This is a genomic window from Streptomyces doebereineriae, assembly GCF_031845645.1.
GTDB lineage: Bacteria > Actinomycetota > Actinomycetes > Streptomycetales > Streptomycetaceae > Streptomyces > Streptomyces canus.
The window spans coordinates 346,055-366,772 of sequence record NZ_JAVREZ010000005.1; the positions used below are offsets into that span (position 1 = coordinate 346,055).

Below are 20,718 nucleotides of genomic sequence, written 5' to 3' on the forward strand. Positions count from 1 at the left end.
ATCACACGGCCCACACGCCGTCCTGCATGACGTGCCGCCCGCGCATCTCGTGCTGTCCGTGAAGGGCCTGCACCGTGCGCGGGCGCACCCGGAAGAAGGCGTAGGAGGCACTGTCACGGCGCGGGTCCCAGCCCGTCTTCGCCATGAAGACGTCGATCGCCGCGGCCGGCACGTCCTCCCCGCCGTAGGTCCGCACGTCCCCATCGATGAGCACGACGTCCTGGGTGTCCCCGAACGCCAGCCGGGTGCGCCCGCCGTCGCGCAGATTGCGGCCCGTGGGATTGGTGATCCGCGTGGACAGCCAGACGGACTCGCCGTCCCAGACGAACCACAGCGCGACCAGACACGGCAGGCCGTCGGCGTCCGCCGAGGCCACCCAGATGTCCGTCTCGCGCTCCAGCCGGGTCAGCACGTCGCGCTTGCGCTGTTCGAGGGTGCGGCTCTCGGTGATCGTCATGGCCGGGACGGTACCGGCCGCTTGGGCTCGGCGCCTCGGTCCGGGGCCCTACGACCGCCGACCGAGGCGGTGCCCTCCCGGGGGGTGCCTCTATGTCTTTCGTCAAGCGGGGCGTGGGGTTCTGGGTTCGTAGAACGTGCCGTCGCGGAGCATCGCGAACAGCACGTTGATCCGCTGGCGGGACAGGCGGGGAAGGGCCTGGGTGTGGGTCTTTCCGCGGGCCCGGCATCGGTCGTAGTAGGTGCGGGAGGCGGGATCGTGCAGGGTGGCGAACGCGGACAGGAACATCGCGCGTTTCAGTTGCCGGTTGCCGCCTCTGGGCGCGTGTTCGCCGTGGATCGAGGTCCCCGACGACTTGGTGGTCGGGGCGGGGCCGGCGTAGGAGGCCAGGTGGGCGGCGGTGGGGAAGCTGGTTGCGTCGCCGACGGTGACCAGCAAGGTGGCGGCGGTCCTGACCGCGACCCCCGGAATCGAGGTCAGGACCGCGGAAAGAGGGTGGGCCTCCAGCAGCTGTCCGATCTGCGTTTCCAGGGCCCTGCGCTGTTCGAGGAACCTCCCCGACGCGACCCAGGGCACTACGAACCGCAACGCCAACGATCCGTGAAGTGGAGTCGATTGGGCTCGCCTCTCAGTGGGCGGCAGACCATTGAATCCTGGACAGGCGCGGCACATGGGCCGGGAGTTATCGTGAGAAAGAGCGGATGAGCCACAGGACGGCCCGACGCCCGGAGAAGCGCAGACGGAACCGAGCGTGACGGTGCAGGTACCTTCGAGGTACTCCCGAGAGCGTTTGCCCAGGGGACACGGATCGAGCTTCGCGGAACGGGCTGGACAGGCCGGCGGACGCCCAAGCTCAGGTTCGACGGGCACTCCATCGCGATCAGTCGCGTCCCGCAGGGCCTGGGTCGCCCCCAAACCGCAGACGGAGCCATCGGAGCGCAGCCATGGCAGCACCAGTCCTGAAAGACCACCCCATCCCGTGGACGTCGACCATCCCTGCGAACAAGGACAAGCCCGCCACGCTCTTCGTGCGGGAGCGCAACGGCACCAAGCCGAACAAGCCGCGCGAGCCCGTCCTGATGCTGCACGGACGCAGTGTGCCGGCGCTGGCGGGCTTCGACCTCCAGTACGGCAAATACAGTTGGGCCGACTTCCTGGCCGACGCGGGCTACGACGTGTTCGTCATGGACCTCCAGGGGTCCGGCCGGTCCACGCGCCCCGAAATGGAAGACCCACGCAATGTGAACCCTGCCCAGAGGCCCCTCCTGGCAGACCATCCAGGAGGCGTGTCGGGCCCTGTGCAATATCCCTTCCAGCTGGACAACTCCCAGAGCAACTGGGACGAGGTCCACAAGGTCGTCACTTACATCAAGAACCTCACGGGCGCGTCCAAAGTCGACCTCATCGGCTGGTCGGCCGCCGCACAGCAACTCGGCCCGTATGCCATCCAGCACAAGGAGAACGTCAAGAGCCTGCTGCTGCTCGCCCCGATCTTCCCTCCCAACGGCAGGCAGAGCAAGCCCGGGACGCGCTGGGACGCGCCGGTGCCGCTGCCGCAGAGCGAACCGGCTTCCGTGTTCGGCTTCCCCATGACCCTCACCAGCAAGACGGGTTTCGCCACGGCGTGGGACAGGGACGTGAAGTGCCACAAGCAGCGGGAGGAGGGGATGGTCGAGGTGGTGTGGAAGGCGATCATGGAGAACGACACCACCGGTGCCACGTGGGGTCCCGACGTGGCGGGAAAGCCCTCGGGCGTCATGCGGGTGAAGAACCAGTACTGGTGGGGCTGGAACTCCACCACTGTGCCACTGGACGGCATCCTCGGCTCCGACGTCCCCGTGCTCATCATCTACGGAGACCTCGACACCACGGTCAACACACCGGCCAACCTCGGGCTGCTGCACTTCTCGGTGCCCGCGCTCTACGACGCCATCCCCGGCGCGCACAAGCTGATGTTCCGCGTCGCCTGCGCATGCCACCAAATCCCCTGGGAGCGCCAGGCAATGGCAGTGCACAGGATGTCCCGGCAATGGCTCAAGGACGGCACCGTGGAGGGCCTCACGAAAGGCAGCTACTTCCTCGACGAGGACGGGGTCCTCACTCCGATGGACTGACAGCCCCGCACTCTGCCGGGGTCTCGAGATGCGCCGCAATCGCAGGGAGCGAAGGTGAATCCCATGTCGTTCGAGATTACGCCGAACGTGCACGAGCAGCGGGACCGAGGCGGTCGGCTTCGCCATCTGGAACATGTGCAGGAGCCCTACAGAGCGAGCACCGCCGTCGAGCTCAGTCCCGGTGTGGCGGCGAACGAGTATCTGCGTGAGGTGGCACCTTTGTACGAGGTCCCCTCTGAGTGGATCGCCGGCCTGGGTTCGACGGATGGACAGGTGGGCGCACCTGGTGAGGTGAGGCTGAGTTGGGAGCACGAGTCGTCCGTCATGGAGACGTCGGTCGTCTCGTATCAGCAGTCGTACGAGGGGTTGCCCATCTGGGAGGCGGGCCTTTCCATCACGGCTCACGACTCGCCGGCCAGAGTCACCAGCTCCACGAGCTCACTTCACTACGACATCAAGATCGGCAGGCCGCAGCCCCCGGCAGGCACAACAGAGGGATACGGCAAGGAGTTGAGCGAGGGCGAGCTGCTGACGGTCTTGGGAATCAGCCGTCAGCCGAGTGGTCCTGACGGCGTGGGGACCGAGCGGACCGAGCGGAACATCAGGATCAACGGTCGGCGGCAGCTCGTCTTCCAGTACGACCCGACGCAGCGCCTCCATCCAGAAACGTCCGAGGAAGCCCGTCGGGGACCGCTGCAGGCAGCTCCGCCCACCCTGCCCCTGCCGCCTGTGCCAGAGCAGATCCGGCCGGATGAGCACTACTTGGTCACGGAGTACCTCTTCACGTATCCGATGCCGGAACTCGGTGAGGTGCATTGGCGGGCGTTCGTGGAGCCGTCGACCCGATCCGTGCTCTACCTGCGCGCGTTCGCGGCCTGTGCGACGGCCAGCGTGTACACCACGGACCCCATCACCAGGACCGGCAACGCGGCCCTTTCCGCGACTGCCGCCCCTGGCCCCCTCACGACCACCAACCCCGGCGAGCTCAATTACTGGCGCGCTTCTGTCACTCTGCCCCACCTCCCGTCGACGAGCCCGCAGGGCCTTGTCGGATCGCGGGTGTCGGTCGTCGACTTCCAGACGCCCACCGCACCGCCGCCGACCTCACCGGCACCCGGCTCGTTCGACTATTCCGTGCCCAGCGACGACTTCGCCGCAGCCTGCGCCTACAACAACATCGAGTCGCTTTTCCAGTTGATGGAGGGAATGGGATTCAACCTGGCCGCGTATCTCGACGGCACGACGTTCCCCGTGGAGATCGACCATCGCAGCGAGACCGACGTCAATGCGCACTCCCTGGGCAACGCAACCGGCACCGGCATGGGGCGTTACACGTGCGGCCTGGTGCAATCCGGGTCGACGGTCAGCATGTCCTGCGACGCCAGAGTCATGGTCCACGAGTTCGTCCACGGGTTGCTCTATGACACGGTGCACTCGCCGAACCTCGGCTTTGTCCACAATAGTGGCGACTCGTTGGCGGTGATTCTGCATGCCCCCGACTCGCTCGCGCCGGACCGCTTCGTCACCTTCCCCTGGGTACCGCTGGTCACTCGTCGCCAAGACCGTCAGGTGAGTGAGGGCTGGGCCTGGGGCGGAATTCACGACGACGGGTTCTACGAGAGCGAGGAGATCCTGTCGACGACGATGTTCCGCATTTATCGGTCGACAGGCGGCGACTCGGGGTACCCGGACACTCGCCGGTTCGCCGCCCGCTACTTGGCATACCTGCAGCTTCGGGCCATCGGCTCGCTCGCGACCAGCCCCATCACGCCCACACCCGATGCCGGGGTCTTCGCCACCACACTGATGAACGCCGACCATGGCACCGCCATCTTCGAGGGCCACCCGGGTGGCGCGTTCCACAAAGTCGTTCGGTGGAGTTTCGAGAAGCAAGGCTTCTACCAGCCGCCCTCGGGCCCTACCCCGGTGACGACTCCCGGCGCGCCCCCGGCAGTCGACGTCTACATCGACGACGGACGGGCCGGCGAGTACGCGCCGTACCTGGAGAACTTCTGGGAGACGACCGACATCTGGAACCGCGTCACAGCCGATGGCGGTACAACCCACGAAACACCGATCCTGAATGTTCCCAACTACGTCTACTGCCGGGTCAAGAACCGGGGGACACAGAAAGCGCAGGACGTCGTCGTCAAGGGCTATCACTCCCGCCCCACCGCCGGGTTGATATGGCCGAGCGACTGGCAATCCATGACGACCCCATCCCTTTCAGTCCCCGGGGGCTTGGCTTCCGGTGGCACTACTGTGGTCGGGCCCTTCGCATGGACCCCGGCCGTGGAAGGGCACGAATGCCTGCTGATGACAGTCTCGGCCGACGGAGACCTCCCCAACACCGAGACCGTGAACGGCCCGATTCCTCCCGCACGCCTGGTGCCGTTCGACAACAACGTTGCACAGCGCAATGTCGCACCCATCCCCGGCGGCGGTGGAGTCGAAGGTCTCGTCGGCGCCTTCGCGGGACGGCGATTCCAGGTCAACAACCCCTATTCCCGGACGGTTTCGGTCAAGCTGGAAGCGACTCTGCCGAAGCCCCTGGCAATCCGGAACTGGCGCATGAAGTTCGCCAACCCCGGGGGCGCTGCGTTCGAGCTCGGCCCACTGGCAAGCCGGGAGGTTCGGCCACGCCTGATCCCGGGCGGCGGCTTCCACGCGAACGAAGTCGCAGGCACGACCATCAGCATCCGCAGCCTCGTCGACGGCATGGTCTCGGGAGGCATGAGCTACGCCATCGAGGCGGAGCTCCATGAGCTGCCCGACGAGCAGCCCGGCCACTCAACCGAGCGAGATCAATCTCCCGAGGCAGCCGCTCGACTGCTTGGCTGCCTCGACCTGCCGAACGATGACGTCCAAGGAGTACACGTGCGGCGGGTCACTGTCGACATCGAGCTGGGCCCAGAGCAATAGGGCAATAGGCAGTGGTGACACCGGGGGGGGTGCCTCTATGTCTTTCGTCAAGCGGGCGTTGATCCGAGCCGTCGCAGGGCATCCCGCTTTGCAGCCGGCCCAACCCGCCGCAGGGCACCCCCGTCTCGCAGCCGCCCCGGTCCTCAGCTCATTCCCTAGCCCAGCCGCTCGTGCAGGAACGGCACCGTGCTCTCCCACGCGCGGGTGGCGGACTCGGCGTCGTAGACCGGGCGGCCGTCGTTGAAGAAGGCATGGTTCGCCGGGTAGAGGCGCAGGTCCGGGGTGATCCCGGACTGCTCCCGGACGGCCTCGCGCAGAGCGTCGAGGCTCTTCGCCGGGATGCTCTCGTCCAGCTCGCCGTAGTGGCCCAGGATCTCCGCCTTCAGGCCCGAGAAGTCGGGCAGCTCGCCCTGGATCACGCCGTAGAACGGCACCGCCGCGCTCACCCGGGAGTCGGCCGCCGCCAGGTACAGGACGAATCCGCCGCCCATGCAGAAGCCGACCGAGCCGACGGTGTCCGAGGTGACCTCGTCCAGCGACAGCAGGTGGTCGACCGCGCCGGAGAGCAGTTCCACACCCCGTGAGACCGGGAGATCCTGCATCATCCGCAGGGCTTCGGCGCTCTCGTGGGCGACATTGCCGCCGTACAGGTCGGGGGCGAGGGCCACGAAGCCCTCCGCTGCCAGCCGGTCGGCGACGTCGGCGATGTGGTCGGTCAGGCCCCACCACTCCTGGATGACGATGACGCCCGGCCCGCTCCCGGACGGCGGCAGAGCCAGATAGCCGTGCGCGGTGGTGCCGCCGCTCGGGAAGGTGACGTTCTGGCGGGCGGGAGCTCCAGTCGACTTCGGCAGTTCTGTCATGGTGCTCGACTCCTGTGCGGCAGTCCGGTGATGGGGCGCCGGAGCCGTGACCCCGGCGGTGATCACCAGCCTGTCACGCGGCGCACGGCTCACGCGCAGGAGCCCCTGCGGACCGGACTGGCGCCAAGGGGGTTTTACGTATAACCTCTCCCGTCAACCACCCGTCCGAGAGGTTCCGATGAGACGCATCGCCCTGGTCACCCTCGTCGTCGGCGACTACGACGAGGCGATCCGCTTCTACACCGAAGCCCTCGGTTTCCGGCTCGTCGAGGACGCGCCCCGCCCCGACGGCTCCCGCTGGGTCGTCGTACGGCCGGACGACCGCGAAGCCGGCACCGACCTGCTGCTCGCCCGCGCCAAGGACGAGGCTCAGCAGGCCCGGGTGGGGGACCAGACCGGCGGGCGCGTCGGCTTCTTCCTGCACACCGACGATTTCGCCCGCGACCACGCCCGCATGCTCGGCGCGGGCGTGACCTTCCTGGAGGAGCCGCGCCACGAGCCCTACGGCTCGGTCGCCGTCTTCCAGGACCTCTACGGAAACCGCTGGGACCTGCTCCAGCCCGCCGACTGACCTCCACACCACACCCTGTTCGAAGTCCGAGGAAGACCCCGCCATGACCGCTACGCGCGTAGACGCCGACCTGATCCGCCGCCTCCCCAAGGCCGTCCTGCACGACCACCTCGACGGCGGCCTGCGCCCCGCCACCGTGGTGGAGCTCGCGGCGGAGGTCGGCCACACCCTGCCCACCACCGACCCGGACGAGCTCGCCGCCTGGTACTTCGAGGCCGCCAACTCCGGCGACCTGGTGCGCTACATAGCCACCTTCGAGCACACCCTCGCCGTCATGCAGACGCGCGAGGGGCTGCTGCGCACGGCCGAGGAGTACGTCCTCGACCTTGCCGCCGACGGCGTCGTGTACGGCGAGGTGCGCTACGCCCCCGAGCTGAACACCAACGGCGAACTGACCATGGCCGAGGTCGTCGAGACGGTGCAGGAAGGCCTGGCCGCCGGTATGGCGAAGGCCGCCGCCGCGGGCACCCCGGTACGGGTCGGCACGCTGCTGTGCGGGATGCGGATGTTCGACCGGGTGCGCGAGGCCGCCGACCTGGCCGTGGCCTTCCGGGACGCCGGTGTCGTCGGCTTCGACATCGCGGGCGCCGAGGACGGCTTCCCGGCCGCCGACCACCGGGACGCCTTCGAGCACCTGCGCCGCGAGAGCGTGCCGTTCACCATCCACGCCGGCGAGGCCCACGGCCTGCCCAGCATCCACCAGGCCGTGCAGGTGTGCGGCGCCCAGCGCCTCGGCCACGGGGTGCGGATCACCGAGGACATCGTCGACGGCAAGCTCGGCCGGCTCGCGGGCTGGGTCCGGGACCGCCGGATCGCCCTGGAGATGTGCCCGACCTCCAACCTCCAGACCGGCGCCGCCACCTCGATCGCCGAGCACCCCATCACCGCCCTGAAGGACCTGGGCTTCCGGGTCACCCTCAACACCGACAACCGACTCGTGTCCGGCACGACGATGACCCGGGAGATGTCCCTGCTGGTCGAGGACGCGGGCTGGACGGTCGAGGACCTGCGCACGGTCACGGTGAACGCGCTCAAGAGCGCGTTCATCCCCTTCGACGAGCGCAGGGCCCTCATCGAGGACGTCGTCCTGCCGGGCTACGCGCTCTGATACAGCCCCCGCAGATAGACGGCCTGTCCGACGTGCTCGTAGTCGTCGGACAGGACGCTGACCAGCCGGACGCCCAGCGTGACCGGCGGATCCCAGTTCTCGTCCACGACCCGGTCCAGGTCCGCGGCGGTCAGCCCGCGCAGGGCTTCGAGGCTCTGGGCGTGCACGGCGTCGTAGTAGCCGGTCAGCAGGTCGGCGGAGTCGACCCGCACCTTGGCGACCTGCGCGGAGGTGTGGCCGTACCCGATGTCACGGGGCTTCAGGTCCAGGCCGAAGCGCTTCTCCCAGTCCTGCGTCAGCCAGACCTGGTCGAGGTCGAAGGCGCCGGCCACGTGGTCGTCCTGGACGCGGGTGAGATGCCAGACCAGCCAGGCGACGGAGTTGGCGTCGGGGCCGGGGCGACGGTGGAGGTCGTCGAGGGAGAGGCCTTCGACGGCCGCGTGGACCTCTTCCTGGATGCGGGTGTACGCGTCGATGAGGATGTCCTTTGCATGCATGGTGTCCACCATCGCGCATCGCGCCGCGTCACGCGTCGGGAATCCAGCTCCCGTGGAAGCCCAGCGGCACCCGCCCCGGCAGATGGATCCGGGCGACCGGCTCGCCGCTGAAGTCCTGGGCCGCGAGAATCACCAGGTCCGAGGCCCCGCGATCGGGGTTGTGCACATACGCGATCGCGTACCCGTCGTCCTCGGCGGCCCGCTCGTCGCAGGGGTCGGACGGCACGAACACGGCCTCGCTCGCCGCCGCGCCCCGGGGCAGCCGGTGCACCTGCGAGGTGCCGCGCAGCAGGTCGTGCTTGATGAGCGCGTTGCTGAACGCCCGGTCGGGCGGGTTGCCGTCGACCGCCTGATAGGCCAGCACCATCTCCGCGGCCGCCGCCGAGTAGCCGTAACGGTGCCGGCGGGACACCAACGCCTCGTTGACGCGCGGGAATTCCTGCGGGCGGTCGTCGAGGGTCCGGGTCCGTACCCGCCCCTGACGCAGGTCGACCGTCCAGCGGTCAAGCCGGGGGGTGCCCGCACCGTACGGCCCTCCCGAGCCGTTGCCCGCCACGAGGAAGGGCGCGTCGAAGTTGGTCATGTCGATGACCAGGTTCGGGCCCTCCTCGTACGCGTTGAGGGTGTGCGAGTAGTACACCGGGTCGACCTCGAACCAGCGGACCGCACCCCCGGCTCGAGGCAGCACGCCGACCCGTGCCGGATGCCGGTCGTTCCAGACGTACGGCACGATGTCGCCGCGCTCGGCGCCCGCCGGGTCGAAGGTGACCGGCATGTCGAGGATCACCACATGGTTCTCGGTGAGCGCGAAGTCGTGGATCATCGGCGCGTCCGCCACCGGGATCCGCGTGCTGCGCGAGACGCGGCCCGCCGGGTCCACGACCAGGTGCCGCACATGGTCCCAGGTCGGGTAGTAGGCGATCGCATGCAGTTCACCGGCATGGACGTCGTACTTGGTGTGCGCGGTGAACGCGCCCTCCAGGGTGCCCCGGAACTCGTACGTGCCCACGGTGTTCAGCTCGTCGTCGAGCTCGTACGGCAGCGGCCCGCTCTCCTGGAGCGCCAGGATCCGCCCCCGGTGCGGGATCACATGAGTGTTGCAGGGGAAGTCGTCCGGCGGCACCGGGCCCGGGTAGGGCTCGCCGAGCTTCTTCGCCACCTGGGACGAGCGCACCCAGCGGTTGCGGTACCACTCCGCACGGCCCTCGCGCAGCCGGACGCCGTGCACCATGCCCTCGCCGAGCATCCAGTGGTGGGCGCGCGGATCCTCCAGGCCCAGCACGTTGGGGCCGGTGCGCAGGTAGCGGCCGTTCAGCTCGCGGGGGACGCGCCCGGTGACCGGCAGGTCGAAGGCCGTCAGCTCCTCGGTGACCGGTTTGAAGGCGCCCTCCAGGAACGGGAAGTGGCGCGCCGGCGTCGGGTGCGGCACCGCGGAGGCGGGCCCCGCGCCCACTCCCGCGCCCGCCAGACCTCCCGCGGCCGCGACCGCCGCCGCGCCGCGCAGTACGTTCCGTCGTGTGGGGTCCGTCATCTTCCCTACTCCTGACCGTGGTTGTCCTCGGGAACGGTCATGAGTCTGGTGCGCGGGTCGGATCAGGTCACGAGGTGTGGGCCCCCTTCGGGGGTGTACTCAGACCCCCTGTTCGCCCCCGGTTTCCAGCAGCGCCATCAGCGCCCGCGCCGCCGGGCTCGTCGCCTGCGAGGGCGGCAGCAGGGCGACCGTCTCGTACACGGTCTCGCCGGTGCCCTTGACCGGCAGAGCCGTCAGCGACGACCGCTTGTGCCGGAAGTGCTGGGGAACGACGGCCACGCCGAGGTTCTCGTCCACGAGGTCGAGGAGACTGTGCACGTCGTTGACCTCCAGCGCGACGTTGCGGCGCAGTCCTGCGGCGGCGAAGGCGGCGTCGGTGGTGCGGCGCGGGCCCCAGTCCGGATGGAAGTCGACGAAGACCTCGCCGCCCAGATCCTCCGGCGTCACGGCCGCACCGAGGGCCGAGAGCCGGTGGCTGGGGTGGCACAGCACGGTCATGGGCTCGCTCGACAGCGGTACGACGCGCAGCTGGTCGGTGTCCTGTTGCGCCGCCCGGACGGCGAAGGCCAGATCGAGGCGTCCGGCGGCGACCTCCTCGGCGAGGGCGGCGGACCCCGCCTGGCGCAGACAGATCTCGACGTCCGGATGCTGCCGCCGGAACGCGGCGAGCAGCCCCGCCACATGCAGTCCGGCGATGCACTGCTCGGAGCCCAGCGCCAGCATCCCGCGCAGCACCCCCTGCACGGCCGCCACCGCCTCGTGTGCCGAGCGCACCTGCGCGAGGATCCGCTCGGCCTCACCGAGCAGTGCCCGCCCCGCCGGGGTGAGCGTCACCCGGCGCGTGGTCCGCACGAACAGCGGGGTCTGCAGCTCCCGCTCCAGCGCCCGGATGGACGCGGACAGTCCCGACTGGGACACCAGGAGCCGCTCGGCGGCCCGGGTGAAGTGCTGGTCCTCGGCGACCGCCACGAAGTGTTGGAGATGGCGCAGTTCCATGATTGAGAAGCCTATCCGCTGAATTCCATCGGATTCTTCTGTTGGACCAATGCCCCCAGGTCGCGAAAGAGTGGACACAGGTTCAAGACCCTGGTTCCACCGTGCCAACCCCTCTGGAGTCGCGTTGTACACCGCACACCCCGACCGCTACGCGGAGATGCCCTACCGGCGCACCGGACGCAGCGGCCTGAAGCTTCCCGCGATCTCGCTCGGCCTGTGGCACAACTTCGGCCCGGCGGACCGGACGGTCGAGACCCAGCGGGCCATCCTGCGCCGCGCCTTCGACCTCGGCGTCACGCACTTCGACCTCGCCAACAACTACGGTCCGCCGCCCGGCGCCGCCGAGTCCGCCTTCGGTGAGGCGCTCAAGGCCGACCTCGCGGCCTACCGCGACGAGCTGATCATCTCCACCAAGGCCGGATACCTGATGTGGCCCGGCCCGTACGGCGAGTGGGGTTCCCGCAAGTACCTGCTGTCCTCGCTGGACCAGAGCCTCACCCGGATGGGCCTCGACTACGTCGACATCTTCTACTCGCACCGGCCCGACCCGGAGACTCCCCTGGAGGAGACGATGGGCGCCCTGCACACCGCGGTCCAGCAGGGCAAGGCGCTCTACGTCGGCATCTCGAACTACTCGGCCGAGCAGACCCGCGAGGCCGCCCGCATCCTCGGTGAGCTGGGCACCCCGCTGCTCATCCACCAGCCGCGCTACTCGATGCTGGACCGCCGCCCCGAGGACGGCGGCCTGCTGGACGCGCTGGACGAGCTCCAGGTCGGCTCCATCGTCTTCTCCCCGCTGGAGCAGGGCCTGCTGACCGGCCGCTACCTCGACGGCATCCCCGAGGACTCGCGAGCCGCGAGCGACAGCCCGTTCCTGAACTCGGACGCGGTCACCGAGGACCTGGTGCAGCAGCTCCGCGAGCTCAACGACATCGCCAAGGGCCGCGGCCAGACCCTCGCGCAGCTGGCCCTGGCGTGGGTCCTGCGCGGCGGCCGCGTCACCTCGGCCCTCGTCGGCGCCAGCAGCCCGAAGCAGATCGAGGACAGCGTGGGCACGATCGCCAACCTGGACTTCGACGCGGAGGAACTGGCGAGGATCGAGGCGATCGTCAAGGGGGCCTGATCAGCCGGTTCGCTCCTCGATGTGCACCGTGACCCTGTCCCCGGCCTCCTTTCCGATGGCCTTCCGCACGTCGGCCTTCACGGGCAGCATGTGGGTGCCGTCCCCGAGCGCCATGAAGGAGCTCTGGAAGGGGTGTCCGTCGATCGTCCCGCGGACCTTCACCAGTCCGCGGGTACCGAAGAACTCGACGGAGGCGGGCCAGTGGACACAGGTCCAGCTGCCCTTCTCCGGTTTCCTGCTGAGGACCGCGGTGAATTCCGCGTCCACTTCTCCGGTAGTGGCCATGAGGTCCTCCCTCGCCGGTGGCTTCTCTTCAAGAGACCACCGGCGAGGGGAAAACTCATCGCGGCCGTCGCTCACGCCCCGTCCGGAACCCGGTCGAGGAAGCCGAGCACGCTCCTGATCCTGCCGTCACCGGCCAGCGTGATCACGTCCGATCCGGCGACGGGCGCCGAGCCGTCGACTTCACTCACGAGCTCCCACGAGAACCGCGCGGTGTCGTGATGCCCTTCAACGGTTCCGGTGAGCCGGAAGGCGAAACCGGGGAACTGCTCGTGGGCCGCCGCGATGACCCCGGCGATCTGCTCGTGGCCGACCACGTCGGCGAGCGGGTCGGTGTATCCGCCGCCCACCGCCCAGGCGGCCGCCACGGCTTTCGTACGTGCCTTCGGCTCCCTGGCGTTCCAGGCTTCGAAGTAGCGGCTGACGGCGTTCTCGTATCGATCTGTGTTCGCGGGCATGGGTGATCAGCCTCCGTCGAGGTCGTCTGTGCTGGTGGGACCTGGTACCGCAACCCTGCCCGCGACCCTCGGAACCGTCGATTACTTCCCGGGTAATGACGTTTGAGTGTGTACCCGTCAGATTTCGGCCAGGAGGGTGGGCGAATATGCCAGGAGACTGGCCAAAAAGATGTGGTGACAGTGTTTCAGTAGTGAACATACTCGACTGACAGGTCCTTCACATCGAGCGAAGTGTCCGTCACATACAGCAGTGAGAACCGCGTACCGCACATGAGCCGCACCGAAAGCGAGGCCCTGCCGCCAGGTGAACGGAGCAAGCGGGGGAGTGGATCGTGCACGACGAATTCCTGTGCCATGTCACGGGGTACGGCATCTGCGACGGGCGGCGCATCGGCGTACCTCTCGGAACCTATCGCGCACCCACCCTCGCCCTCGCGCTGTGGTGGTTACGTGACCGGGCCTCGTGGATCGCCGACCGATTAGACCCCCAGCCCGAGGCCGAGTACTTCCCGGCGGGCGCCCTCGCCCCCGTCGCCGGCACCGTGCTCGACGTGCCCGCCGTCATGCGGGCCTGGTGTGCCGACCTGTACCAACAGGATCTGGTCGCCGACGAGTTGGCGGCCGGCCGGCTGGTCCGGATCGCCGCCAGTGACGACACCACCGAGTACGAACTGCTCGCCGAGTCCGTGGACGCGGTGAGAATGCACCGGATGGCCTCGGCGCTCTTCACGCCGGTCGCCTGATCCGCGTCGCCAGGCGGCATAGGTGGTGAATCGGTAGAATTCAGGCATGGCGGAGCGGCCGGTCGCACCGACGGCGCCCGAGCTCGTCCTGGAGACCGACACCGGCTCCACGGTGATGAGCCCGGGCCACGACTACCATGTCGGGCGCGACCCGTTGAGCGACATCGTCATCGACGATGCCCGGGTCTCGTGGCACCACGCGGTGCTGCGGCCCGACGCCGACCACTGGACCATCGAGGACGAGAACAGCACCAACGGCACCTACGCCGACGGCCGCCGCGTCCGCGAGTGGGACGTCGGCCCCGGCAGCGTGATCCACTTCGGCAGCCCCGCCGACGGCCCCTGCGCGGTCCTGCTGGGCCGCCTCGCCCCCGAGCGCCCTTCCGCCGTCTCGATGCCGGGCCTGACCGGCACCTTCCGGCGGCCCACGGCGGTACGCCCGCTGCCCACCCGCATGGTTCGTATCGGCCGCGCCGACGACAACGACCTCGTCATCGACGACCTGGTCGTCTCCCGCCACCACGCCGAGCTGCGCGCCCTGCCCGACGACAGCTACGAGATCGCCGACCTCGGCAGCCACAACGGCACCTATCTCAACGGCCGGCCGGTCACCGGCGCCGTCATCGGCCCCGGTGACATCGTCGGCATCGGCCACTCGGCGTTCTGCCTGGTCGGTGACACGCTCCAGGAGTACGTCGACACCGGCGAGGTCTCCCTCGACGTCCAGGACCTCACGGTCACCGTCGATCACGGCCGCAAGACCCTGCTCGACCACGTGTCCTTCCCGGTGGGGGAGAAGTGCCTGCTCGCGGTCGTCGGCCCGAGCGGCGCCGGAAAGTCCACCCTCCTGAACGCCCTCACCGGACAGCGCCCCGCCGACCACGGCACCGTCCTCTACGACGGCCGCGACCTCTACCGCGACTACGCCGAGCTGCGCCAGCGCATCGGCCTGGTCCCGCAGGACGACATCCTGCACGCCCAGCTCACCGTCCGCAGCGCCCTGTCCTACGCCGCCGAACTGCGCTTCCCGCAGGACACCGCCAAGGCCGAGCGCCGGGCCCGGGTCGACGAGGTCATCCGGGAACTCGGCCTGGAGCAGCGAGCCGCCCAGCCCGTGCACAGCCTGTCCGGCGGCCAGCGCAAGCGGGTCAGTGTGGCCCTGGAGCTGCTGACCAAGCCCTCCCTGCTGTTCCTCGACGAACCGACCTCCGGCCTCGACCCCGGCATGGACCGATCGGTGATGCACATGCTGCGCGGCCTCGCCGACGACGGCCGCACGGTCATCGTCGTCACCCACAGCGTCCTGAGCCTCGACGTCTGCGACCGCCTCCTCGTCCTCGCTCCCGGAGGCAAGATCGCCTACTACGGCCCGCCCGAGGACGCCCTCGCCTACTTCGGCTTCGAGCAGTGGCCGGAGGCCTTCGAGGCCTTCGAACGGGACCAGGACCGGGACTGGTCCGGCGACTTCCACACCTCGCCCTTCCAGCACCAGTACGTCACCGAGGCCACCGCACAACCCCGGATGCCCCGCTCCGAGCCGGTCATCATCGCGCCCCCGCCGAGGCCCCGCAGCCGCGGCGCCCAGCTCGGCACCCTGATCCGCCGCTACAGCGCCGCTCTCGTCGCCGACCGCACCTTCCTCGTCATCATGATCGCCCTGCCGTTCGTCATGGGCGCCATGGCCCGGGCCCTCGCGGGCAGCCAACTCACCCGCGACACCGCGATGAACGCCCTGCTCATCCTGTGCGTCGGAGGCGTCCTCACCGGCGCCGCGAACGCCGTGCGCGAGCTGGTGAAGGAGCGGGTCATCTACCAGCGCGAACGAGCCGTCGGCCTCTCCAGATCGGCGTACCTGATGTCCAAGGTCGTCGTGCTGGGCACGATCACCGTCGTGCAGGCGGTGGTCCTGACCCTGGTCGCCCTCCTCGGAGTCGACCTCAACGCGCCCGGTGGCGAAGGCGTGTTGATGCCGCCCCTTGCCGAGATCACGATCGCAGTCGCCCTTCTGGCGTTCACGGCGATGATGCTCGGTCTGCTCGTGTCCGCGCTGGTGCGCAAGGAGGAGGTGACGATGCCGCTGCTCGTGCTGCTCGCCATCGTCCAGGTCGTCTTCTGCGGGGCCCTGCTCAAGCTCGACGGTGTGCCCGGCCTGGAACAGCTGTCCTGGCTGGTGCCCTCGCGCTGGGCGCTCGGAGCGATGGCCGGCACGATCGGCCTCGCCCGGATCGTGCCGGGCGACCTCACGGGCGATCCGTTGTTCAAGCACTCGGCGGGCGTGTGGCTGCTGAACATCGGCATGCTCATCGTTCTCTCCGTGCTCTTCGGATACGTCGTCTCCCGGCTGCTGCGTCGCCACGAACCCGCGGTCATGCGGAAGTAGGCCGCCGATGACGACCCCCGGCTTCCGGCCCACCCACGTCGTCCCCGGCCAGGGCATGCCCGCCTGGGAGGCACCCGACCCGGCCCGCCCCACCGTCCCCCTCGACCCGCTCCTGCCCGTCCAGCTCGTGGAGCGACGCGGCGACTGGGCCTACGTCCTGTGCGCCAACGGCTGGTCGGCCTGGGTCGACGGCCGCCACCTGCTCGCCGTACCGCAGGATCCCCCCGCCCCCGAAAGCCCGCTCACCCGCGCCGCCGACCCCCGCCCGCTGCTGGCCCGCGCCGACGAGACCCTCGCCCGCTACCGGGCCGCCGTCGAGGAGCTGGCCGGCGGCGGCCTCGACGGGGAGGCGTTCCGCGGCCGCACGCGGGGACTGCGGATCGGGGTGGTCGTCGACGGGGAGCACGTGTGGCTGTACGACGCCCAGCACGGACGCTGGGTGTACGCGGACGGGACCCGGCTGAACACCTACGCCACCGATGACGGGCCACAAGCGGACGGGCCTCAAGCGGGCGGACACGCCCCGACCCAGGTCGTGACACGCGATGGCACGTGAGACCAGCCTCTTCTCCGGCAGCCCCTCCGAACTGGTCGGCGGACAGGTCGCGAGCTACCGCATCGAGCAGGAGATCGGACGCGGTGGCATGGCCGTCGTCTACCGGGCCAGGGACCTGCGCCTGGACCGCACGGTGGCGCTGAAGCTGCTGGCCCCCGAACTGGCCCGCAACGACACCTTCCGCAACCGCTTCAGCCACGAGTCCCGGGTGGCCGCCGCGATCGACCACCCGCACATCGTCCCGGTCTTCGAGGCGGGCGAGACGGACGGCGTCCTGTACATCGCCATGCGGTACGTCGCCGGCAGCGACCTGCGCCATCTCCTGGACCGCCAGGGCCCGTTGCCCCTCCCGACCGCCTTGCGGATCGCCGCCCAGATCGCCTCCGCGCTCGACGCGGCCCACGAGCACGGGCTGGTCCACCGGGACGTGAAACCCGGCAACATCCTGGTCGCCCGAGGCACCGACAGCGACCACCCCGAGCACACCTACCTCACCGACTTCGGCCTCACGAAGAAGTCCCTGTCGCTGACCGGGTTCACGACGGTCGGCCAGTTCGTCGGCACCCTCGACTATGTGGCACCCGAGCAGATCTCGGGCCGTCCCGTCGACGGCCGCTGTGACGTCTACGGCTTCGCCTGCGTGGTCTACGAGTCCCTCACGGGCCACCCGCCGTTCCGCCGCGACGACGACATGGCCCTGCTGTGGGCCCACCAGTACGACGCCCCGCCTGCCCTCTCCGAGTCCCGCCCCGGCCTCCCGGCACCACTCGACGCGGTGTTCGCCAAGGCCCTCGCCAAGTCGCCCGACGACCGCCACGACTCCTGCCTGGCCTTCGTCGCGGCCCTCCGCTCGGCGGCGACGGGCGCTCACCCGCCGACGGAGGTCGCCCTGCCGACCGTAGAACCGCAGGAAACCCGGCCGAAGCCCCCGCCCCGCTGGGCGGAGCCGGTGGTCCGGGGGCGGTAGTCAGCCCTGGCCCAGCCCGTTCAACGGCAACTTTCGCGCCAGCAACCTGCGGTGGCTGATCCGCCACTGCGCACCGACGCGGATCACGGTGTCCTCGTACGTGACCGAGCCGCACGAGCCGTCCGCCATGACGCCGAGGCCCTTGGAACGGGTGTGGACCCGGTCGTCGCCGATCTCCTCGACGAACACGTTGGTGACGTGGTGTGCCACGGGGTTTCCGGCACCGAGAGCCAGGGACGCCTCCTTGAGCGCGACGAGCCCGGTGAGTTCACCCTGGCCGAAGTCGGACAGGTCGTAGACGACATCCGCGGTGAAGACCTCGTCCATCCGGTCCAGCGCCCCGGCGTCCACCAGGTGTCCGTGCAGCGCGATCAACTCGGTTACGGCAAGGCGGTCTTCGAGAGCCAACGTCATGCGGAGCCCCTTCCTCGGCTGAGCGCACCCTGCCACGCCCCGCGTCACGCGTCATCCGGTTTGATCTCTCCTTTGCGCCGCACCGGCCGTGCCGGCAGTGCACCGAGGAAACCGGTGACCAGACCCCACAGGGCGCCGAGGCCGACCGCCGTCCAGAGCTCCGGTTCGAGGAACAGCTTTCCGCCCAGACCGCCCCCGAGGTCGCCGATGCCGAGTACCGACAGGCCGTATTGGGCGGAGATCCGGCCCACGAGGCAGATCATGAGAACCGTCAGGGCGAGGGCAACCGCCATATGCACGGCGTGCTGCCAGGCGCGGACCCGGGCGGGTGAGCGGGCCGCCATCAGGAACGCCACGGCCAGCAGCAGGACCGCGTCGACGACCACCAGCCACCAGACCCGGCCGTCGTGCTCGGCGAGGGTGCGCAGATCGAGCGTGGCGGTGTCCTTGGAGCGCAGCACCTCGTCCAGGACGTGCGGCATGGGCAGTCCGAAGGGTCCTTCCACCCGGCCGTTCCAGGTGGCTCCCAGCCCGATGGTCAGGGTGAGCCAGACCAGGTTCGGCATGCCCAGCAGGATCACCGCGAGCGTCTCGGGCGCATGACCGCGCGTCACGGCGACGACCAGGGCGACGAGGATGCCGAGGACGACGTAGGCGAGCAGCAGGACGACCATGGCGTGCGCGGCAGGCCGTACCGACTCCTGGAACGGCAGCAGCCGACCGGGCAGCGGAGCCCGGGCCGACACCAGCAGGGCCAGCACCAGTACGCCGGCCATCCACAGCAGGCCGAACAGAAGGGTCTGCGGCACGTCCGTGGTGAAGCCGACCTCAGGCGAGACACCGAAGAGATCTCCCAGGTCGCTCAGCGTGTCGTCGCCGAGGGAGAGCTTGAACGTCTGGCGGGCCGCGTAGGCCAGGGCGAGGAGCGCCGGCAGCCACAGGACGACGATCCGGGCGGCCCATCCGGCGAGCTCCCGGCCGCCCGCGACCGCCCGGTGCCGCAGCGGACGCAGAAAACCACCACCGAGCACCAGCGCGCCGGTCAGGGTGACGGAGAGGGGGATCACGGTGAGCCCGGCCTTGGTGTCGGCGAGCCCTCCCGCGCTTCCCGACAGCTTGATCGTGCCGCCGACGGCGGTGACGACGGTCGCCGCGACGACCCGGGGGAACGCGTGGTCCGGAAGGTCGGACGCACCCGCCGCCCACAGCCCCAGCGCGGCCACCACTCCCATGGCGCCCAGCGCGACCAGGACCGTGGCCACGGCCTGCGGCCAGCCGTGGCGAGTGACGACTGCCTGGTCAAAGGGGGGTTGCGGGATCACCCTGCCACGCTAAGCAGCCCCGGCACGGCGCGCCCGCCGGGAGGTCCGTCCGCGTCCGCTTGCGGGCGGCACAGAGGCGGAGCAAACAATGGGTAGGTCACGGAAAAATGTGGCTGAATCGGGCAAACGCATCTCAGTCGCAGAAATCCCGAGTCGGGAAGAAGAGCTCGTGAGCGTCGAACCTCCGTCGTCAGGCCGTCCCACGGGGCCGCCCTCCGGCCCGCTCTCGGGCCCCTCGCAGCCGCCTTCGGGCCCGCCCTCGCAGCCCCCGGGCAGCAGCAGCGGCGGGGCATCCGCGCCCGAACCCCGCCGCCCCTGGTGGCGGTCGGCGCCCCGGGTCGCGGTGATCGCCGCCGCGGTGGTGGCCGCCGTGGTCCTCGCGGTCGTCTTCACCCGCCCGGACGGCGGCTCCACCTCGGCCGGCGGCGACGGCGAGGTCTTCCTCCAGGCAGCCGCCAAGACCGGCCCCGAGCCCTTCACCGAGTCGACCGCGAAGGACAGCTCCGCCCCGCCCGTCTCCGCCTCCGCGACGGACGCCTCCGAGCCCGCGAACGCCGTACGCGGCGTCGACGGCGGCGCCCCCGGTCTCTACGGCGGCACCCGCAACGTCTCCAGCTGCGACGTCGAGAAGCAGGTCAAGGCCCTCCAGGCAGACCCTTCGAAGAACAGGGCGTTCGCCTCGGTCGCCGGTGTTCAGCCGACCGGGGTCCCGGCCTACCTGCGCTCGCTCACACCCGTCCAGCTGCGCATGGACACCCGCGTCACCAATCACGGCTACCGCGACGGCGCCCCCACCAGCTACCAGGCCGTCCTCCAGGCCGGCACCGCCGTGCTCGTCGACTCCCACGGCGTGCCCCGCACACGCTGTGCCTGCGGCAACCCGCTGACACCGCCGGTCGCCCAGCAGACCACGCCGAAGCGCACCGGTGACACCTGGCCGTCGTACCACCCCTCGAACGTGGTCGTGGTCGCGCCCTCCACGACGGTCATCAACATCTTCGTGATCTACGACCCCGACCATCACGACTGGATCGCCCGGCACCGCGGCGACACCGGGGGCAAGGACCACAAGACCCATCCGCCGACCAGGCCCTCCCCGTCGGTGAGCGCGTCCACGCTGCCCCCGCCGACCTCTCCGTCGCCCTGCGTCTCCACGTCCAAGGGATCCACCGCGAGCCCCTCCGGATCGGCGAGTCCGTGCCCGCCGACCTCGACCGCCCCGTCCTCACCGGCCCCGAAGACGCCCTCGACGAAGCCGCCCACCAGCGAATCCTCGGGTGACGAGTCCGTCACGCCCGACTCCTCGGCACCGCAGTCGCCCCACGCCTCCGACACGACGCCCGGCACCACACAGTCGGCGTCCCTGTCCAGCGATCCGGTGTCCTGGGTGGTGTGACGCGTCACCTGGACTGCG

Annotated in this window: 19 protein-coding genes and 1 pseudogene; 10 read left to right on the forward strand and 10 right to left on the reverse strand. The window is 69.8% G+C overall.

Annotated elements, in window-relative coordinates; all coding sequences use genetic code 11:
- Window position 1: 1 nt before the first annotated feature.
- Window positions 2-457, reverse strand: a complete 456-nt coding sequence (locus tag RNB18_RS17795; protein WP_311715048.1) for a pyridoxamine 5'-phosphate oxidase family protein — start codon at window positions 455-457, stop codon at window positions 2-4.
- A gap of 102 nt (window positions 458-559) precedes the next feature.
- A pseudogene (locus tag RNB18_RS17800) lies at window positions 560-1,045 on the reverse strand (transposase); the annotation flags it as partial.
- A gap of 356 nt (window positions 1,046-1,401) precedes the next feature.
- Between RNB18_RS17800 and RNB18_RS17805 the strand changes: the two are divergent.
- Together RNB18_RS17805 and RNB18_RS17810 are read left to right on the forward strand one after the other, a co-directional pair.
- Complete coding sequence (locus tag RNB18_RS17805; RefSeq protein ID WP_311715049.1) at window positions 1,402-2,571, forward strand: alpha/beta fold hydrolase; 1,170 nt, start codon at window positions 1,402-1,404, stop codon at window positions 2,569-2,571.
- A 63-nt stretch (window positions 2,572-2,634) separates the two neighbouring features.
- Window positions 2,635-5,493 (forward strand): hypothetical protein, encoded by a 2,859-nt coding sequence (locus RNB18_RS17810; RefSeq protein WP_311715050.1) that lies wholly within the window; start codon window positions 2,635-2,637, stop codon window positions 5,491-5,493.
- 155 nt (window positions 5,494-5,648) lie between these two features.
- On the opposite strand, the gene RNB18_RS17815 is transcribed toward RNB18_RS17810, so the two are convergent.
- Complete coding sequence (locus RNB18_RS17815) at window positions 5,649-6,356, reverse strand: dienelactone hydrolase family protein (protein WP_311715051.1); 708 nt, start codon at window positions 6,354-6,356, stop codon at window positions 5,649-5,651.
- 178 nt (window positions 6,357-6,534) lie between these two features.
- Here RNB18_RS17815 and RNB18_RS17820 point away from each other — a divergent pair, with 178 nt between their 5' ends.
- Together RNB18_RS17820 and RNB18_RS17825 are read left to right on the forward strand one after the other, a co-directional pair.
- Window positions 6,535-6,927: a VOC family protein gene (locus tag RNB18_RS17820; RefSeq protein ID WP_311715052.1), complete on the forward strand. Its 393-nt coding sequence runs from the start codon at window positions 6,535-6,537 to the stop codon at window positions 6,925-6,927.
- 43 nt (window positions 6,928-6,970) lie between these two features.
- The gene (locus RNB18_RS17825; protein WP_311715053.1) at window positions 6,971-8,035 is read left to right on the forward strand and encodes an adenosine deaminase; all 1,065 of its coding nucleotides are present in this window, start codon (window positions 6,971-6,973) and stop codon (window positions 8,033-8,035) included.
- On the opposite strand, the gene RNB18_RS17830 is transcribed toward RNB18_RS17825, so the two are convergent.
- The 3 genes from RNB18_RS17830 to RNB18_RS17840 all read right to left on the reverse strand — a co-directional run bounded on the left by RNB18_RS17830 (window position 8,023) and on the right by RNB18_RS17840 (window position 11,059).
- Window positions 8,023-8,532: a mycothiol transferase gene (locus RNB18_RS17830; RefSeq protein ID WP_311715054.1), complete on the reverse strand. Its 510-nt coding sequence runs from the start codon at window positions 8,530-8,532 to the stop codon at window positions 8,023-8,025. The genes RNB18_RS17825 and RNB18_RS17830 overlap by 13 nt on opposite strands.
- Window positions 8,533-8,560: 28 nt before the next feature.
- A complete protein-coding gene (locus RNB18_RS17835) occupies window positions 8,561-10,063 on the reverse strand; it encodes a carotenoid oxygenase family protein (RefSeq protein WP_311715055.1) in 1,503 nt (500 codons plus the stop codon).
- A gap of 99 nt (window positions 10,064-10,162) precedes the next feature.
- A complete protein-coding gene (locus RNB18_RS17840; RefSeq protein ID WP_311715056.1) occupies window positions 10,163-11,059 on the reverse strand; it encodes a LysR substrate-binding domain-containing protein in 897 nt (298 codons plus the stop codon).
- A 124-nt stretch (window positions 11,060-11,183) separates the two neighbouring features.
- On the opposite strand from RNB18_RS17840, the gene mgrA reads away from it, so the two are divergent.
- Window positions 11,184-12,182: an L-glyceraldehyde 3-phosphate reductase gene (gene mgrA, locus RNB18_RS17845; protein ID WP_311715057.1), complete on the forward strand. Its 999-nt coding sequence runs from the start codon at window positions 11,184-11,186 to the stop codon at window positions 12,180-12,182.
- Here the strand turns inward: mgrA and RNB18_RS17850 are convergent, their stop codons facing one another.
- Window positions 12,183-12,467 carry a DUF1905 domain-containing protein gene (locus RNB18_RS17850; protein ID WP_311715058.1) on the reverse strand — a complete coding sequence of 95 codons (285 nt, stop codon included), beginning with the start codon at window positions 12,465-12,467 and terminating at the stop codon, window positions 12,183-12,185.
- A gap of 71 nt (window positions 12,468-12,538) precedes the next feature.
- Window positions 12,539-12,922, reverse strand: coding sequence for a nuclear transport factor 2 family protein (locus tag RNB18_RS17855; RefSeq protein ID WP_311715059.1), 384 nt, complete (start codon window positions 12,920-12,922; stop codon window positions 12,539-12,541).
- Between the two features lie 332 nt (window positions 12,923-13,254).
- Between RNB18_RS17855 and RNB18_RS17860 the strand changes: the two genes are divergently transcribed.
- From RNB18_RS17860 to RNB18_RS17875, 4 genes are read left to right on the forward strand one after another with little or no spacing between them, the layout of a single operon-like run.
- Complete coding sequence (locus RNB18_RS17860; RefSeq protein WP_266553580.1) at window positions 13,255-13,665, forward strand: hypothetical protein; 411 nt, start codon at window positions 13,255-13,257, stop codon at window positions 13,663-13,665.
- A gap of 46 nt (window positions 13,666-13,711) precedes the next feature.
- Complete coding sequence (locus RNB18_RS17865) at window positions 13,712-16,045, forward strand: ABC transporter ATP-binding protein/permease (protein WP_311715060.1); 2,334 nt, start codon at window positions 13,712-13,714, stop codon at window positions 16,043-16,045.
- A gap of 7 nt (window positions 16,046-16,052) precedes the next feature.
- Window positions 16,053-16,601, forward strand: coding sequence for a hypothetical protein (locus RNB18_RS17870; RefSeq protein WP_311715061.1), 549 nt, complete (start codon window positions 16,053-16,055; stop codon window positions 16,599-16,601).
- Window positions 16,591-17,568, forward strand: coding sequence for a serine/threonine-protein kinase (locus RNB18_RS17875; protein WP_311715062.1), 978 nt, complete (start codon window positions 16,591-16,593; stop codon window positions 17,566-17,568). The genes RNB18_RS17870 and RNB18_RS17875 overlap by 11 nt, the downstream gene beginning before the upstream one ends.
- Here the strand turns inward: RNB18_RS17875 and RNB18_RS17880 are convergent, their stop codons facing one another.
- Together RNB18_RS17880 and RNB18_RS17885 are read right to left on the reverse strand one after the other, a co-directional pair.
- Window positions 17,569-17,982, reverse strand: coding sequence for a nuclear transport factor 2 family protein (locus RNB18_RS17880; RefSeq protein WP_311715063.1), 414 nt, complete (start codon window positions 17,980-17,982; stop codon window positions 17,569-17,571). It lies immediately after the preceding gene.
- 44 nt (window positions 17,983-18,026) lie between these two features.
- On the reverse strand, window positions 18,027-19,304 hold the full coding sequence (locus RNB18_RS17885) for a streptophobe family protein (protein ID WP_311715064.1): 1,278 nt from the start codon (window positions 19,302-19,304) through the stop codon (window positions 18,027-18,029).
- Between the two features lie 169 nt (window positions 19,305-19,473).
- Between RNB18_RS17885 and RNB18_RS17890 the strand changes: the two genes are divergently transcribed.
- The gene (locus tag RNB18_RS17890) at window positions 19,474-20,700 is read left to right on the forward strand and encodes a DUF6777 domain-containing protein (protein WP_311715065.1); all 1,227 of its coding nucleotides are present in this window, start codon (window positions 19,474-19,476) and stop codon (window positions 20,698-20,700) included.
- The last annotated feature ends 18 nt before the right edge of the window (window positions 20,701-20,718 follow it).

What these genes read in the sequence shown, in the direction of transcription:
- RNB18_RS17795 (WP_311715048.1), bottom strand. Translation starts at nt 457, where the DNA reads ATGACGATCACCGAGAGCCGCACCCTCGAACAGCGCAAGCGCGACGTG.
- RNB18_RS17805 (WP_311715049.1), top strand. Translation starts at nt 1,402, where the DNA reads ATGGCAGCACCAGTCCTGAAAGACCACCCCATCCCGTGGACGTCGACC.
- RNB18_RS17810 (WP_311715050.1), top strand. Translation starts at nt 2,635, where the DNA reads ATGTCGTTCGAGATTACGCCGAACGTGCACGAGCAGCGGGACCGAGGC.
- RNB18_RS17815 (WP_311715051.1), bottom strand. Translation starts at nt 6,356, where the DNA reads ATGACAGAACTGCCGAAGTCGACTGGAGCTCCCGCCCGCCAGAACGTC.
- RNB18_RS17820 (WP_311715052.1), top strand. Translation starts at nt 6,535, where the DNA reads ATGAGACGCATCGCCCTGGTCACCCTCGTCGTCGGCGACTACGACGAG.
- RNB18_RS17825 (WP_311715053.1), top strand. Translation starts at nt 6,971, where the DNA reads ATGACCGCTACGCGCGTAGACGCCGACCTGATCCGCCGCCTCCCCAAG.
- RNB18_RS17830 (WP_311715054.1), bottom strand. Translation starts at nt 8,532, where the DNA reads ATGCATGCAAAGGACATCCTCATCGACGCGTACACCCGCATCCAGGAA.
- RNB18_RS17835 (WP_311715055.1), bottom strand. Translation starts at nt 10,063, where the DNA reads ATGACGGACCCCACACGACGGAACGTACTGCGCGGCGCGGCGGCGGTC.
- RNB18_RS17840 (WP_311715056.1), bottom strand. Translation starts at nt 11,059, where the DNA reads ATGGAACTGCGCCATCTCCAACACTTCGTGGCGGTCGCCGAGGACCAG.
- RNB18_RS17850 (WP_311715058.1), bottom strand. Translation starts at nt 12,467, where the DNA reads ATGGCCACTACCGGAGAAGTGGACGCGGAATTCACCGCGGTCCTCAGC.
- RNB18_RS17855 (WP_311715059.1), bottom strand. Translation starts at nt 12,922, where the DNA reads ATGCCCGCGAACACAGATCGATACGAGAACGCCGTCAGCCGCTACTTC.
- RNB18_RS17865 (WP_311715060.1), top strand. Translation starts at nt 13,712, where the DNA reads ATGGCGGAGCGGCCGGTCGCACCGACGGCGCCCGAGCTCGTCCTGGAG.
- RNB18_RS17870 (WP_311715061.1), top strand. Translation starts at nt 16,053, where the DNA reads ATGACGACCCCCGGCTTCCGGCCCACCCACGTCGTCCCCGGCCAGGGC.
- RNB18_RS17875 (WP_311715062.1), top strand. Translation starts at nt 16,591, where the DNA reads ATGGCACGTGAGACCAGCCTCTTCTCCGGCAGCCCCTCCGAACTGGTC.
- RNB18_RS17880 (WP_311715063.1), bottom strand. Translation starts at nt 17,982, where the DNA reads ATGACGTTGGCTCTCGAAGACCGCCTTGCCGTAACCGAGTTGATCGCG.